The following is a 14,533-nucleotide window of genomic DNA, read 5'->3' as shown; positions in this document are numbered from 1 at the left end:
CCAGACTACCAGCTCGGCGGGGAGCTTTCGCCGCCTGACACTCGCTTTATCCGTTTGCTCTAGCGCGGTATGAATCCAGCCCAAAGGAAGGTGTTTGTGGAAGGTCGATAACGACTCAGGAGCGGCAAATGTATCAGTGTCGAGTAACCAGTGAGCAAGCAAAAAAATACCCTCATACCATATGGTGATGAGGGTATTCTGACGCCGTATAAGGATCGGTCAACCGATCGCCAAAATTTCTTAACTGATCGGTGTTACCCTTTAATGGTGGGAGTCATGTGAGTGATTCAGCCACGGTTACATAGAGCGAGTCTTTTGTAGGGCCACGCTGTGGGTTCTACGAAACAGAAGATCTAGGGCTAAAAAACCTGCTTGGCTAGGGCTTCATATAGCTTCATGTTTTTATCTTTAGGGCTTTGCTCTTCGTCCGTGTTGTTCCGTGTATTCCGTGGCAGAAATGGTTTGTTATTCACTGGCTGTTAGGGCGTTACGTCTTTATTTATCGGTTGTTGCAGTGATATTAGGGTTTCTGTGGACTGGATTTCGTCAATAGTCTGTAGTCGATGCACCAACACTTGTTGCAGCTCATCTATAGAGTGGGTCATCACCTTGATAAAAATATTGTAATGGCCGGTGGTGTAATACGCTTCTACCACCTCCTCTAGTTGTTCTAATTTGGCGAGTGCCGACGGGTAGTCGCGGGCACTTTTTAGAATAATGCCGATAAAGCAGCATACATCGTAACCTAGCTTTTTAGGGTTCACCTGAACTCTAGTGCCTTCAATGATGCCCGCCTGCTTCATTTTCTCTACCCGAACATGAATGGTGCCTGGGCTAACGGCAAAGCGCTTGGCCAATTCGGCATAAGGGGTGCGGGCATTATCCATTAATGCCACTAAAATCGATTTGTCCAAATTATCGATTCGATAATGCAGCTCGCCTTTTTCTGTCATATTTTGTCTATTCCTCAAAAAATAGGTGTTATTTTGATGAATTTAAACCAATGTGCGAGTTTTTTCTATTCAATGTTGAATTTATGGCGTACTTGCCTGATTATTCACTAATACCAACAAACAACCTAGGTGAATAAGATGAAGCAATCCTATATTGAACGCCAACGCCAGATCCGTTTTGTGAAGGAGTATTTCTCCAGCCAGCTGGCGCAGAAGCTCAATTTACTGGAAGTGCAGGCCCCCATTCTTAGCCGCCTAGGTGATGGTATGCAAGATAACCTGTCTGGTTCAGAAAAAGCGGTACAAGTGAAGGTCAAGGCTATTCCGGGGTCTACTTTCGAAGTGGTGCATTCATTGGCAAAATGGAAGCGCCATACCCTCGCACGTTTTGAGTTTGAGGCCGGTGAGGGTATATACACGCACATGAAGGCACTGCGCCCCGATGAAGACCGTCTTAGCCCTATTCACTCTGTTTATGTAGACCAGTGGGACTGGGAACAGGTAATGTCTATCCAAAGCCGTGATGCCGACTTTTTAGTGCGTACCGTCGAACAGATTTACGATGGTATTAAAAAAACCGAAATGGCGGCTGCCGCCGAGTTTGGCTTAACGCCTTTTTTACCCGAACACATTAAAATGCTGCACGCCGAAGAGCTGCTAACTCGTTATCCTGATTTAGATGCCAAAGGCCGTGAGCGTGCCATTGCTAAAGAGTATGGCGCGGTATTTTTAATTGGCATTGGCTGTCAGCTTAGCCACGGTGAAAGCCATGATGTGCGAGCGCCAGATTATGACGACTGGTCGAGCGCAGGCAAAGATGGCTTATGTGGGTTAAACGGCGATATTTTAGTGTGGAACCCAATATTAGAAGATGCCTTCGAATTATCTTCTATGGGGATCCGCGTCGATCAAGAGGCCCTAAGCCATCAGTTGGCGTTGACCGGCCAAGAAGACAGAGCGAGCCAAGAGTGGCACCAGGCCTTGCTGGCAGGCAAGCTACCACAAACTATTGGCGGCGGCATTGGCCAGTCTCGTCTTGTGATGCTGTTGCTACAGCTTTCGCATATCGGCCAAGTGCAATGTGGTGTGTGGCCAGCTGACCTACATGAGTCGGTAGCAGACTTGCTATAACTGACAGATAGCACAACAAAAAACGGGAACCCAAGGGTTCCCGTTTTTTTTATAAAAGCGAATTAGTAACTGTTGGTTAGTAACTGTTGGTTAGTAACTGATCGTGCAGTTTTGTAATTTTTCGTTAAGCACCATCATTACCTGATGCCGCGTAACAATGCCGATCACTTTATCGTCTTCGATTACCGGATACAGCTTGGGCTTGGCTCCCCCCATCATGCGTGCTAGTTCAAATACATCGCTGTTGGGTGACACGGTTAGCGGCTCTTTATACATTAAGTCATTAACCGTCACGCGGTTATCGCAGTGATAACTGGCCTTAACTAAAGTAGGAATACAGTCTTGCTCGGAAAGAAAGCCGATAATTTTGCGTTGCGTATCGACTACTGGCAGGCCGCTTAAATCGGAAGACAGTAACTTGTCTAACGCCTCGGTGATCGACATCTCTGCCGTCAGCAAGGGGATGCTCCGCCGCATAATTTCGCTTACCGTCGCCATTACCATCATCATTCTCCTTCTACATGGCCTCTCTATCTAACCCTTTCAGAAGGCCTGTTTAGACAGCGCTTCTCTAAGGTCTAAATCGAGTGTGCCACTATTTTACTCGGTAAGCCAACCAGAGCCGAGTGAATAGCTTATTGATAGTGCATTGATAGTGTTATGTAAGTTTCACTAAACCTTATAAGTATAGTGCACCGGTGGGCGAATATAGTGGTAAACACCGCACTTTTTTAGGCGGTTAACGAACACAGCTTTGATGGTGATTAACCGTCAAAGCTGTGTATTTGATAGGTGTGTTTATACCGAAAGTTAAAAGCGATAAGGGAAGCGCACGCCTACTACATAGTCGGGTGCATCTTGGGTTAAACCTGCGGCCCAGTTAACTACCATAGATAAGTTGTCGTCTATGGCCCAAGTTACACCCATGCCCATGGTTGCCGAGTTGCCGTTGGAGCTTTGAACTTTACTTAGGCTTTCTCCTTCAAAGGCTTGTTTGGCTTCGCGGTTAAAGCTCTGGTTAAAGTTTAGCGACAGGCTTAAACGTTCGCTTAAGGCAAAAGCCATGCCTAGGCCATAACCAAATGAATCACCTAGCTGTACCTCTCCAGGTTGATTATTGCCGGCTGAAATATCGTCGAAGCTGCCTTTCAAGTAATGGGTATAATCGACGCTGGCGAATAAAATAGCGGGGTCTACGGTTTTAACCGCAGAAAATCCAGTTGATAGGCCCCATAAGCCGGTACCGGTGGCAAGCTTTGTAGGCACATTTATTAGATTAGTATTAACATTATTGGGCGTGTTTGGAATGCCAAACGGATCACGACCGGTCGGAGCGGTAACCCTGAAGTTCCATACCAAGTCGGGTCGGCTGTTGGTTTCGGTGAGCATTCGATAATAAACAGCGGCACTAATATCCCCAATGTTGCTATCGCTTAAGCTGTCGAATACTTTCTTGTCTTGATCAGGGCTAGCAGTGTAGTCCATATAACGATAGACGTAGGGAATTCTTAGTTCGGCCTGCCAACGGTCGTTAAAAGTATAGCGGCCGGTAACATCTGCCGTCCACTGGTGAGATCGAATACGATCGGTATCGATTTTGCCAAGAAAAATCGCATCGTAAACCACCAAGCCTCGTAGTAACAACTGCTTGCGATCGTAATAGGCATAGCTGATACCGAAGTCGAGGCTAAATTTACGGTCGAATACATTGTGTTGCTCTATCAATAAGTCTTCGGTCGCGCGGCTGGGTGCAGGCGTGCGCCGCTCACCACTTACACGGCCCGCAGTATCTTGTGCCGTTGGCTGCTGTTGGCTAGTCGCTAGTCGGTTTTGCAGCTGATGTAGCTGCTGATTTTGCTGAATGAGTTGCTGGCGCAAGTTATCGAGCTGCTGTTGCAACAATGCCTCTTCGGCAGCCGAAGAGGCATTTTGTGCCAGCACTAGATTAGAAAAACAGCTCAATATTGCCAGTGCAATGGTTGTTTTTTTCATGCGCATTCCTTGCGTATTAAAAAGTGATCGCTATAATTTAATTCCCATCGGCAACTGTTGCTTTAGGGTATTTGCTAAATCAGTATAGGCACCTAGTTTATCGCCCATGTAAAACTTAGCCTGATTAGACAATAGCTTATTATTATCGGCAATACTAAATTGTTGCACAAAACCTTGGTTACCATTGCTGTTACGCAGCATTTGTGCGGAAGTTACATGGCCATCTTGGGACGCATATGACATTCCTAAGCCACTGCCGCCAACATCGTAACGCACAGTACCTATGCCATTAGGTAAGCTAAGCTGGTAATGGTTCTGAGTGAGAGCACTACCCTTTACTGTCATCTGGCCAGGCACAAACATAAAGTCATTAACCCCCATATTGCCATTACCCGATACCTGTGCTACCTGAACAACGCCACTGCCATTAGGTAGACTGCTGTTAGGGGCAATACCGACGCTGGTGCTAGTTAGTGAGTTTTCGCTGCTGTAGGTATTGACACTAACTGGCTGCGTGCGATTAAAATTAACATTTAATTGCATACCATTAGTAATCATAGTGTTATTCGGGCCAGAAATGGTCGTAATAAACTCTATACCAAAGTAATGAGCTTGTGAGTTAGCGGAAACAAACTTACCACGTTGTGCGCCTAGCACCTCATCGCTTAATAATACACCTACCTCATTATTATTAAATAAATGGGGCATTTCAGCGGCTTGGGCTATTCCTATGGCTGATGTTAACGCCAGCAATCCTGCTATACGTCTCATAATAACCTCACAACAAGTCTTTATAATTAAAGCCAAATTCCATTAAGGCTGCATCAGACACGGGAACAAAACGGCCATCTCTGCCTCGCGCAGTTAGTGGCAGAGCTGGGTTTGCTAGAATAGAGTGCTTGTCGTAGCCTTCGCCGATAATAGCCAGCACTATATTATTCCAGCCAGCTAAAAATTCATCCATTTCTACAATTTGGTTACCCAGTGCAGGGTCTGCTAAATAAACACGCCCATCGCTATCAATTTTCTTTAGTACCACAAAGTGGTGAAAGCCTTTAATGTTTAGCAATACGACGGAGGGAATAGTCAATTGATCAATGTTTTCTGATTTAACTTTAAAGCCTTTTGCTTGCATGCCGAGCATTTCGACATAATTTTTCATATCTAACATAGAAAACCCATACTGGGCCACTAACTCAGGGTCTGACATGGCTAACATGCCGTCCATCACCCATTTTTCTTTAGTTGGAATGTTATAAGAATATTTTAATATGGTGGCAACAGAGGCTGCTCCGCAACTAAAGTCTGTTTTTTGTTGTTCTACGCCAATGAATCGACGCTCGGCTAGGCTGATTACTTTTTTACTCGAACCGCCTACACCAGATACTACGCCTGTCATATTAATGCTGGCAGCCATAGTGGAATATGAAAGGGAGAGTAATACGCTAATTAATAGTAGCTTCATTGCCGGTCCCTCAGCAAAGAATAAAAGGCTCCGGATTGCTCCGGAGCCAGAGTAGCGTTAGAAATTACCTACGCTAAGAGCCATGCTATTGCTTTGCAGGTTGTTAGTACCTGCCGCCACGTTAACACCTACGTTACCAGCAGCGTTATTCAATGAACCGCCACTTAGTACTGCATTGTTCACGTTGGTACGACCAACAATGGTATTATACGTCATCACACTACCTGACAAAGAAATGGTATCTAACGCAATATCACCATTCTCAGCAAACTCGAAGTGACTATCTACACCGCTATCGTCGGGGGTCTTGTCAAAGTCAGCATGTCCCCAGTAGGATTGGGCACCAGGGTGGTTACTGCCTGCATTACCACTAGGTCCTTCCCAAATTTCAGGATACACGTCGTTACTTTGCACGCTATTACCGTTATAAGTACCAGAAGCACTTCCTGACATCCTTACTCCCACTACTTGACCTTCACGTGTTGTGCTCAAGGAAGCATTGGTTGTGTTATTACCGGTAGTAAACTGCTTATTATCTACAGTCGACACCGCTAAGCTGGCGTCTTGACCGTAAGACAAGGCAAAGTTATTGGCCTGCACGTTACCGTTACCTGCGGCTACGTTCACACCCAAGTTACCAGCAGCGCCGTTTAGTGATCCACCACTAATTACTGCGTTGTTGTGGTTACCTTGGTTATTGACATCATTAAACGCAGAAACTTGGCTAGAACTAATTTCAGCATCTACAGACGCACCACCATTTTTATGCCAGCCAAACCCTAGCAGGCCATTGGCAGTTGAACCTTCACCGACCTCTCCGGGCTCAGCATCCGCTCTGTCACCCAATACGGTCATAGCGGTATTGTTGGCTTGTACGTTGTTATCGCCTGCGGCCACGTTCAAACCACCATTACCGGCCAAGTTGTTACCTGAGCCACCATCAATTTTGGCGTTGTTGGTGTTACGGGTGTTTTCAACATAGTTGCCGGTGGTGTTTTGATAACTATCAATAACCGCCATGCCAAGTTTGTTAATGCCAATATAACCGCCTATATAGGCTCCACCTGAATAATCAATTTCGTTGGTAATGTTGACGTGCTTATAAATGTCTACGCCGGTCTCGTTACTATTACCGCCTGCTGCGGCGTAACCACTTAAACCAAGCATAACAACGGCTGCTACTGGGGCTATAATAAGTTTTTTCATTGTCTCTCTCCTTGAAAGCAATTTTTTACTTTTTAACACACTGTAACTACGACTTGCTCTTGGTAATTAAACCATAAGTACTGTCGTTTATTGGATGGGCATGGAAACCCGGTTTACTGCTATATTGCCATTCCCGGCAATCTGGTTTAGTTGAATGGCGCCTGCGGCTCCTCTCAACGAATTACTATCTAACATGACTGTGTTTTTATTTATATCATCAGTGTTACTCGAACTATTGACTGCAGACGGGCGAACACTGAGGGAAATATCTGATAACATTTGAATGTTGTCACCAAAGGCTATAGCAATAGCGTTTAACTGGGCATTACCCGAGCCCGCAACTTGGTTCACTGAAATTAGCCCGCTAGCATTATGGAGGGTATTGGCCCCCATACTGACACTGGCTGAGCCTGCCTCACCGTTTAAGGTGCTGGTGTGCATAGATGAACGATTAAGCGTTTGGGCATTTTTACCAATGGCGATGCTGACACTGTTGGCTTGAAGATTATTATCACCAGCGGCCACATTAATGCCGATAAAGCCGCTAGCATTATTCAGAGTGTTAGGTTCGATACGGTTGATGTTTTGGTGCAAGTCGGCGGCAGCCACATTAAGAGACACGAACAACAGGGTCGCTGTGGCGTAGTTCACGGTTTTTGTGGCTACTTTGATTGCGCTGTCCTTATCCATGTCATGCTCCCTGCACTTAGTTGGTATGAGGCTGCTTATTAACTTAACGCTGATCAGAAGTTTGCAATAACGGGGCCAACTTTTAAGGTGTTGATTATTAGGCACTTTATTTTAATTCTCTGCTTCTGCTTGTCTCAATTAAGAGACGAATAATTGTTGGTTTTAAAATAACAGTATATTAAACAATTACTTGCGCTTAATTCTCATTAATGCTGGCTTGTATCAAAATCGAGACGTTGTTTTGTTTTTATTGCTATATTGTACTTAAAGGGTTGGTTAGGGGTTGGTGTGTAATTACTCTAAGAGGGCCGTTATCGTCTAGTCTTAATGCATACCGACCCCATCAAAGCAGGGATTAGCGAATGACTTACCGGCGGCAGCACCCCGTATTATTTTTGTGCCATAGCGATAATGAAATTGTTAGTGAAGTTAGCAAGATGGAGTGGGAAGTAAGGCTGGCTAAGTGGCTTACTCGATCGCTTCCACCTTCTTTAATGCTAGGGGTACAAGTTGGAGTTATAGAGATAAGTGAAGGCACTAACATAGACACGGTTGAGTCATTTGTTAGGACTTATGCTGGTGTTTTTTGGATTGCTATAGTGAGTCAGTCTCGTTTGAGTGATGATGCAGTGCGCTACTTATTGAAGAATTATTTTTACGATTTTCATACCAGCCCACCAGATTTCACACGGCTGCAATATATGTTGGGCCATGCTTTGGGCATGGCTAGGTTATGTAACACCGACCAACCAGTCGTGGCGCTTTGTGATTCAAGCGAAATGATTTTAGGCCAAAGCCAGAGCATGCATATTCTGAAACAGCAGCTGCAAAAATTATCTCGTTGCCAATTGCCGGTGCTCATTACTGGTGAAAGCGGTACGGGTAAAGAGCTGGTTGCGCGAAAGTTACATGGAGCATCTGAATGTGGCGAAGGCCCATTTATTCCTGTTAACTGTGGGGCTTTACCGGCGCAGTTGGTGCAGTCGGAGTTATTTGGCCACGAAAAAGGGGCTTTTACCGGCGCCACACAGCGTAAAATTGGTAAGATTGAAGCGGCGCATAATGGGTCTTTATTTCTCGATGAAATAGGTGATTTGCCGCTAGAAGAGCAAGTTAATTTATTGCGATTTCTACAAGAAAAGACCATAGAAAGAGTGGGGTCTAATCAGTCTATTCATTTGAATGTTCGTATTATTGCGGCAACGCATGTGGATTTAGAAGCGGCAGTGCAAGACGGTCGCTTTCGAGAAGATCTCTACTTTCGTTTAAATGTTATTCGCTTAAAGATACCGCCGTTACGCCAACGAGGAGACGACATTTTATTGTTAGCAAGAAAGTTCTTGCAGCAACAGCAGCAAGATCATGGACGACTCAGTTTTTCTGAACAGGCTGAAATCGCCATGCTGCAACACCGATGGCCAGGCAACGTGCGAGAGTTAATGAATCGCGTACAGCGGGCTACCGTAATGACCACGGGTCGCTATATTCAAGCTGTTGACCTAGAGATTGAGTCGGGTCCGCCATCAACTGATGGGGAATGTCTTAAGGCTATTCGAGAAGTGGCAGAGCGAGAAGCACTGGCGCGTGCGCTTGATGAGTCTCATGGCAAGGTTAGTTCAGTTGCGAAGCAGCTCAACATTTCGCGAGCCACTTTGTATCGGTTATTGGATAAGCACAGCTTGTTATAACGGGAAGTGTGAGCCACCGAAATAATAAACGGCGCCTTTTGGGCGCCGTTTATTATTTCGGTGGTCTGCGTTTGCGCTCATTTTTGCTATTCTGCGTAATAATTAAATAATGGGATGAATGGATAATGTCTAATGCGGCTAGGGGATTTGTCCCTCGCTCTCTGCTACGGCTGGTGTTGGTCGCCTTTACTTTAGTATTGCTGCCGCTCATCCTGCTGGTGATTCAAAATGGACGCAGCCTAGATCGAGTTATATTACTGGCGCAAGACGGAATAGAAAGTGCGGTGGTGGATACGCGACGAGCATCAGATATGAATGATCTTGCCCTTGAAATGGAACGTGCGATTCGTCGCTATGCGGTATTGGAAAATCCTGAATTGCGCCAGTCTTATCTGCGCCTGCTCGAGCGCTATCGACTTGAACTAGAGCAGCTACTGTTAGGAATTGACGGCGGCACTTTAGGCGTTTCTCTACAGCACCAGTTGGTATACTTGGTGGACTTGGCTCAGGCCAGTAACGAGCAAATTCGCGAGCGAGTTGTTATTTTTAACTCTTTTAGCAGCACGACCTTGGCACTTGACCGTTTAACTCGGGCGCAAATTGATGGGCGCATTCAACAGGTGCGTGAACATGTTATTGTGGTGCGCCAGCAATTATGGATGCTTAGCGCGGCGCTAGGCGGTGCCAGTTTACTGCTGGCACTGCTGTTTACGTATCTTATTATTCGGCCCGTACGACAGCTTGAAAAAAGAATTTTAAACTTAGGGGCGGGTGTTTATCCAGAAGAAAAACCGATACGCGGCCCTGCAGAGTTGGTTGAGCTAGGTGATAAGCTGCACTGGCTGCATCTGCGGTTACGCGAGCTTGAAGCGCAAAAGTTGCAGTTTTTACGCCACCTTTCTCATGAGTTAAAAACCCCACTGGCCAGTTTGCGTGAAGGTGCCGACTTGCTATTAGAGCAAATAACCGGCCCTTTAACGGCAGATCAGGAAGAGATTTGCGAGTTGTTGGTACATAACAGCTTTCGCTTACAGGAGTTAATTGAGCAGCTATTGGATTACAATCGTATTCAGCAGGTGCAAGTTTATGAAGAGCCTGTACCGGTGTTGCCCTTGTTGGAACAAAGCCTAGAAGCGCATCGCCTGACCATTGATAATAAAGCACTGCAGGTCAGCATTGCTCTTATTGATGCATGCCCACTGGCCGATAGCCATCGTTTGAAGTTGGTGTTAGATAATCTTATTTCTAATGCGGTAAATTACGCCGATGTGGGGGGAGTTCTGCAAATTAAGGCTCATATTACCGTAGGTAAGTTAGCCGCGGATAAATCGACTATCACTGACTACGTGCTAAGCGTTGCTAATACGGGGCAGGCGATACCTGAACAGGATCGAGATCGTATTTTTGAACCCTTTGTTCAGGGAAGTCAGGTACGCAAGGGTGTGCTTAAAGGCTCGGGCATTGGCCTAAGCATTGCGCGCGAAGCCGCCGAAAGCATGGGTGGAAAATTAGTATTGAGTACCACAGTAACAGAGCTGGTGTGTTTTGAACTGAGCCTGCCTAATAATAACGATAAAGGAATAAAGCATGAATAAAGCATGGTGTAGTGGCGTATTCGCGCTCATGTTAACGGGCTGTAGTTTACCTTTTCCACCGTTTCAGCAGCCAGAGCTCGAGACACCACTACCACAAGAGGCGATTGGCATGCAGCTAACCGATTGGTTGCAGTTATCGACCAAGATGATGTCCAGCAGTGAAGCGCAGCGCCAAATAGCTCTTAATCACCTGCAACAGGCGAAGGATAACGCGTTAGAGCAGGCGTTATGGTTGAGTCACCCTCGGGCTTCAAACAGCCACCGACAACAGGCTCAGCAGCTGTTTAAGCAGTATTTGTCTAAGGCCACTAGTGAAGAGCGCCAATTTCTTGCGGTTTATCAAGCCTATAATGAAGAATTACTACAGCAACAGCGCCAGTTAGCCGATCGCCAGCAACAAGTTAATAGCCTAACGCGAAAGTTAAATGAACTGGCTAATATTGATCAACAGATCAACGAACGTAAGTTTCGAGAGTAAATGCCATGAAACGTAAAGCCAGAATACTGCTGGTGGACGATGATGTTAGCTTGTTGAAATTACTGGGCTTGCGCTTAAAAAGTGAAGGCTTTGCCGTGTTCACTGCGGCCAGCGGTGCCGAAGCGCTAGAGTGGCTGGAGCAAGAGCGGCCCGACTTGGTGTTGAGCGACTTGCGCATGGACGGCATGGATGGCTTGGCGCTATTTGATCGTATTCAGCGCCTGCATGTGGGTTTACCCGTGGTGATTATGACCGCTCATGGCTCGATAACCGATGCCGTGAGTGCGACCCGTTCGGGCGTATTTGGCTTTTTAACCAAACCCATCGACAAAGAAGAGTTACGCAAAACCATTAATGAAGCGCTCGCGGTGTCATTACCGGCTATGGCTGATGACTGGCAGCAGCGCATTATGACGCGTAGCCCCATTATGGTGGCCTTGTTAGAGCAAGCGCGGCGCATGGCGCCACTCGATATCAGTGTGATGATTACCGGACCATCCGGCTCGGGTAAAGCGTTAATGGCTCAGGCGTTGCATGATGCAAGCCCGCGTCAGGACTATCCTTTTATCGTGCTTAATTGCGGCGCCATGACCGAGCAGCTATTGGAGTCTGAGTTATTTGGCCATGTGAAAGGTGCTTTTATGGGAGCCACCTCGGATCATCCCGGGGTCTTTCTGGCCGCCAAGGGCGGTACTTTGTTGCTAGAGGAGGTAGGAGAACTAACGCCTGCTTTGCAAAACAAGCTATTACAGGCACTGGCGCAGCAAGAGGTGCGACCCTTAGGATCTACACTCAGCATTAATACCGATGTGCGAGTGTTGTCCTCCACCAACAAAGATCTGGTGACGGCGATGGAGCAGGGGGAGTTTCGAGAAGACCTGTTTTATCGTCTTAATGTGGTGAATTTAAACTTACCCCCTTTGCAGCAAAGGCCAGAAGACATTCCTCTGCTTGCCCGTCATGCACTAGAGCAACTGAAGTTACGCCAACAAACTCAAGTAACGGGATTCGCTCCCGAGGCCTTATCTATGTTGGCTGCAGCCAACTGGCCTGGCAATGTGCGGCAGTTATTGAATGTAGTCGAGCAAGCGGCGGCCATGGCTTCGGCTCCGGTTATTGGCCCTCAGCTGCTAGAGGGTATTTTGGCTGACACCGGTGAGCAATTCCCCACCTTTAATGAAGCGCGAGCTGAGTTTGAGCGCTTATATTTGCATAAAATATTACGCATGACCGAAGGTAATGTGAGCCAAGCAGCAGGCTTGGCCGGGCGTAATAGAACCGATTTTTATAAGCTGCTTAATCGCCATGGCATTGAAGCAGGTACTTATAAGGAAAAGCGTAAAGAGTGAAATTTTTTCCTCGTAATGACGCTCTTTGTATGGAGTTAGTCATTAGCCCAACAAAGCGAAATTCATATGCGGATCCACAATAAGAAAAAATCAGCACTTAGCGAAAATAAAGTGACGCCCGAGTCAGTGTACCTTCAGCGTCGACACATTATACAAGGCTTGGGGTTAGGGTTGGGTGCCGCTGCGGTGAGTAATACCGCCAGTGCTAGCTTTCTTGACTCCTTGCTTGGTGGTAACGAAAGCAAAAAATCAGCCGTCGCTGATATGGCCAAAACCCATCCGCTCACTTTTACTCAGCCAACAGCCTACCAACTTGCAACGCCTGCTACTGCCGAGCGGGTAGCCACCAGTTATAATAACTTCTTTGAATTTGGCTCTGATAAGTCAGATCCGGTCCGTTATGCGCAGCAGCTTAAGACCCAGCCTTGGACGATTACTATTTCTGGCGAAGTTGATAACCCGCAAACCATCGATGTATGGGCATGGCTAGAGAAGCAGCAACTTGAAGAGCGTATTTACCGCCATCGCTGTGTAGAAGCCTGGTCTATGGTTATTCCTTGGTTGGGTGTGCCATTAGCGAGCATTATTAAAGCCGCTAACCCTACTTCTAAGGCAAAGTATGTGGCCTTTGAAACCTTATATGACCCTAAGCAAATGCGTGGCCAAGCCTCTCGCTTTGTGGGTGGCGGGGTTGAATATCCCTACGTAGAAGGGCTGCGTATTGACGAGGCCATGAATCCATTGGCCATGCTCGCAGTCGGCATGTATGGCAAAACGCTACCGCCCCAAAATGGAGCTCCGGTACGCTTAGTATTGCCGTGGAAATACGGCTTTAAGGGCATTAAATCTATTGTGCGGATCCATTTAACCGATAAGCAGCCACCGACTACGTGGAATAAACTAGCCGACAATGAATACGGTTTTTATGCCAACGTGAACCCCAATGTCGATCATCCGCGCTGGAGCCAAGCTTCGGAGCGAGTGATTGCCGAGGGTGGTTTGTTTGGCAGCGAACGCCAGCCAACCTTGATGTTTAACGGTTACCAAGAAGAAGTGGCGAGCCTCTACCAAGGCATGGACTTGCGGACGTTTTATTAATGAAGCTAAGCTCCAAAAACGTCACGGCGCTAAAAGTATGCCTCCATTTGGCAGCGGCACTCCCCTTACTATGGCTGCCATGGGCCTTTTCCGTCGGGCGCTTTAGTGCTGATCCTATCCCTGAGTTAATACAGTATTTAGGTGATTGGGCGTTACGGATTTTATTGCTGACGCTGTGCGTCTCGCCGTTGGCAAAAATGCTAAAAGCAGGGCCGCTTATTAAAGTGCGCCGCCTCGTTGGCCTTTGGTGTTTTGCATACGCCAGTTTGCATTTATTAGTGTGGCTGTGGCTAGACCTACAGCTAGCGTGGGGATTGATTGGCAGTGAAATTATTAAGCGCGGCTTTATTACCTTAGGCATGGCGTCTTGGATTGTTCTGTTGCTGTTGACGGTCACCTCAACGCAAGGCTGGCAGCGTCGGTTAGGGCGCCGCTGGCAGCAATTGCATAACTGGATTTATCTTGCCGCCTTACTGATCCCCATTCATTACTGGTGGGCGGTTAAATCCGGTTGGATCCAGCCGGTTATCTACCTGCTGTTAAGCCTAAGTTTGCTGTGGTGGCGTCGCGATAAGCTCAAACGCTGGTGGCGTAGTAAAGTGAAAGCCCATAGCAAGAAAGCGCTGCGCAGTAAGGACTAAAACAAGCCAGAAGCTTGCAGCCGAAAGCCTGTCACTTAGTCACATCTTTTTGTTGAGCTTAATGGTGTAATCGGGCAGAGCTCACTACTCCGATCGACTCGCCGCTGGGTGTGTCACTCACCGTTTTAGCCAACTGCGCACATTCACTGGATGTTCGATTAGGCTAAAACAGCTCATCTAGGCGAAATAAGCTCGCCCCTTGGGGGCTCCGCTGCGCCTTCCCTGGCGCGGAGGGTCGGCGGAGCAG

General features: G+C 47.0%; 15 protein-coding genes. 7 read left to right on the top strand and 8 right to left on the bottom strand.

The window, feature by feature from the left end; genetic code table 11:
• Positions 1 to 162, bottom strand: a 162-nt coding sequence (locus tag ACFQ1C_RS00430; protein WP_379556562.1) for a transposase domain-containing protein, incomplete at its 3' end; no start/stop codon positions are given.
• Positions 163 to 479: 317 nt separating this feature from the next.
• Positions 480 to 953 carry a transcriptional regulator AsnC gene (gene asnC, locus ACFQ1C_RS00425; RefSeq protein WP_379556554.1) on the bottom strand — a complete coding sequence of 158 codons (474 nt, stop codon included), beginning with the start codon at positions 951 to 953 and terminating at the stop codon, positions 480 to 482.
• Between the two features lie 138 nt (positions 954 to 1,091).
• Between asnC and asnA the strand changes: the two genes are divergently transcribed.
• On the top strand, positions 1,092 to 2,084 hold the full coding sequence (asnA, locus tag ACFQ1C_RS00420; RefSeq protein ID WP_379556553.1) for an aspartate--ammonia ligase: 993 nt from the start codon (positions 1,092 to 1,094) through the stop codon (positions 2,082 to 2,084).
• Between the two features lie 90 nt (positions 2,085 to 2,174).
• On the opposite strand, the gene ACFQ1C_RS00415 is transcribed toward asnA, so the two are convergent.
• From ACFQ1C_RS00415 to ACFQ1C_RS00390, 6 genes are all read right to left on the bottom strand, one after another.
• Positions 2,175 to 2,582, bottom strand: coding sequence for a CBS domain-containing protein (locus ACFQ1C_RS00415; protein ID WP_379556561.1), 408 nt, complete (start codon positions 2,580 to 2,582; stop codon positions 2,175 to 2,177).
• A gap of 312 nt (positions 2,583 to 2,894) precedes the next feature.
• A complete protein-coding gene (locus tag ACFQ1C_RS00410) occupies positions 2,895 to 4,076 on the bottom strand; it encodes a transporter (RefSeq protein WP_379556552.1) in 1,182 nt (393 codons plus the stop codon).
• Positions 4,077 to 4,106: 30 nt separating this feature from the next.
• Positions 4,107 to 4,847, bottom strand: a complete 741-nt coding sequence (locus tag ACFQ1C_RS00405) for a hypothetical protein (RefSeq protein ID WP_379556551.1) — start codon at positions 4,845 to 4,847, stop codon at positions 4,107 to 4,109.
• 7 nt (positions 4,848 to 4,854) lie between these two features.
• A complete protein-coding gene (locus tag ACFQ1C_RS00400) occupies positions 4,855 to 5,541 on the bottom strand; it encodes a C39 family peptidase (RefSeq protein WP_379556550.1) in 687 nt (228 codons plus the stop codon).
• 57 nt (positions 5,542 to 5,598) lie between these two features.
• Positions 5,599 to 6,747: a hypothetical protein gene (locus ACFQ1C_RS00395; RefSeq protein WP_379556549.1), complete on the bottom strand. Its 1,149-nt coding sequence runs from the start codon at positions 6,745 to 6,747 to the stop codon at positions 5,599 to 5,601.
• Between the two features lie 87 nt (positions 6,748 to 6,834).
• Positions 6,835 to 7,437: a hypothetical protein gene (locus tag ACFQ1C_RS00390; protein WP_379556548.1), complete on the bottom strand. Its 603-nt coding sequence runs from the start codon at positions 7,435 to 7,437 to the stop codon at positions 6,835 to 6,837.
• 362 nt (positions 7,438 to 7,799) lie between these two features.
• On the opposite strand from ACFQ1C_RS00390, the gene ACFQ1C_RS00385 reads away from it, so the two are divergent.
• The 6 genes from ACFQ1C_RS00385 (at position 7,800) to ACFQ1C_RS00360 (ending at position 14,286) form a co-directional block, all read left to right on the top strand.
• Positions 7,800 to 9,125, top strand: coding sequence for a sigma-54 dependent transcriptional regulator (locus ACFQ1C_RS00385; protein ID WP_379556547.1), 1,326 nt, complete (start codon positions 7,800 to 7,802; stop codon positions 9,123 to 9,125).
• Positions 9,126 to 9,250: 125 nt separating this feature from the next.
• On the top strand, positions 9,251 to 10,720 hold the full coding sequence (locus tag ACFQ1C_RS00380; RefSeq protein ID WP_379556546.1) for a sensor histidine kinase: 1,470 nt from the start codon (positions 9,251 to 9,253) through the stop codon (positions 10,718 to 10,720).
• Positions 10,713 to 11,198 (top strand): hypothetical protein, encoded by a 486-nt coding sequence (locus ACFQ1C_RS00375; RefSeq protein WP_379556545.1) that lies wholly within the window; start codon positions 10,713 to 10,715, stop codon positions 11,196 to 11,198. Before ACFQ1C_RS00380 ends, ACFQ1C_RS00375 begins: the two co-directional genes overlap by 8 nt.
• A gap of 5 nt (positions 11,199 to 11,203) precedes the next feature.
• Positions 11,204 to 12,547, top strand: a complete 1,344-nt coding sequence (locus ACFQ1C_RS00370; protein ID WP_379556544.1) for a sigma 54-interacting transcriptional regulator — start codon at positions 11,204 to 11,206, stop codon at positions 12,545 to 12,547.
• A 66-nt stretch (positions 12,548 to 12,613) separates the two neighbouring features.
• Positions 12,614 to 13,645, top strand: a complete 1,032-nt coding sequence (gene msrP, locus ACFQ1C_RS00365; RefSeq protein WP_379556543.1) for a protein-methionine-sulfoxide reductase catalytic subunit MsrP — start codon at positions 12,614 to 12,616, stop codon at positions 13,643 to 13,645.
• The gene (locus ACFQ1C_RS00360) at positions 13,645 to 14,286 is read left to right on the top strand and encodes a protein-methionine-sulfoxide reductase heme-binding subunit MsrQ (RefSeq protein WP_379556542.1); all 642 of its coding nucleotides are present in this window, start codon (positions 13,645 to 13,647) and stop codon (positions 14,284 to 14,286) included. Before msrP ends, ACFQ1C_RS00360 begins: the two co-directional genes overlap by 1 nt.
• Positions 14,287 to 14,533: the final 247 nt, after the last annotated feature.

The organism is Oceanisphaera ostreae (genome assembly GCF_042676125.1).
Taxonomy (GTDB): domain Bacteria; phylum Pseudomonadota; class Gammaproteobacteria; order Enterobacterales; family Aeromonadaceae; genus Oceanimonas; species Oceanimonas ostreae.
Note: the sequence above shows the minus strand (reverse complement) of the source record. Positions and strands in the feature narration are given on the sequence as shown.

Bases quoted from the DNA above. Each gene is read 5' to 3' on its own strand.
- asnC (WP_379556554.1), bottom strand. From the start codon at position 953: ATGACAGAAAAAGGCGAGCTGCATTATCGAATCGATAATTTGGACAAA.
- asnA (WP_379556553.1), top strand. From the start codon at position 1,092: ATGAAGCAATCCTATATTGAACGCCAACGCCAGATCCGTTTTGTGAAG.
- ACFQ1C_RS00415 (WP_379556561.1), bottom strand. From the start codon at position 2,582: ATGGCGACGGTAAGCGAAATTATGCGGCGGAGCATCCCCTTGCTGACG.
- ACFQ1C_RS00410 (WP_379556552.1), bottom strand. From the start codon at position 4,076: ATGAAAAAAACAACCATTGCACTGGCAATATTGAGCTGTTTTTCTAAT.
- ACFQ1C_RS00405 (WP_379556551.1), bottom strand. From the start codon at position 4,847: ATGAGACGTATAGCAGGATTGCTGGCGTTAACATCAGCCATAGGAATA.
- ACFQ1C_RS00400 (WP_379556550.1), bottom strand. From the start codon at position 5,541: ATGAAGCTACTATTAATTAGCGTATTACTCTCCCTTTCATATTCCACT.
- ACFQ1C_RS00395 (WP_379556549.1), bottom strand. From the start codon at position 6,747: ATGAAAAAACTTATTATAGCCCCAGTAGCAGCCGTTGTTATGCTTGGT.
- ACFQ1C_RS00390 (WP_379556548.1), bottom strand. From the start codon at position 7,437: ATGGATAAGGACAGCGCAATCAAAGTAGCCACAAAAACCGTGAACTAC.
- ACFQ1C_RS00385 (WP_379556547.1), top strand. From the start codon at position 7,800: ATGACTTACCGGCGGCAGCACCCCGTATTATTTTTGTGCCATAGCGAT.
- ACFQ1C_RS00380 (WP_379556546.1), top strand. From the start codon at position 9,251: ATGTCTAATGCGGCTAGGGGATTTGTCCCTCGCTCTCTGCTACGGCTG.
- ACFQ1C_RS00375 (WP_379556545.1), top strand. From the start codon at position 10,713: ATGAATAAAGCATGGTGTAGTGGCGTATTCGCGCTCATGTTAACGGGC.
- ACFQ1C_RS00370 (WP_379556544.1), top strand. From the start codon at position 11,204: ATGAAACGTAAAGCCAGAATACTGCTGGTGGACGATGATGTTAGCTTG.
- msrP (WP_379556543.1), top strand. From the start codon at position 12,614: ATGCGGATCCACAATAAGAAAAAATCAGCACTTAGCGAAAATAAAGTG.
- ACFQ1C_RS00360 (WP_379556542.1), top strand. From the start codon at position 13,645: ATGAAGCTAAGCTCCAAAAACGTCACGGCGCTAAAAGTATGCCTCCAT.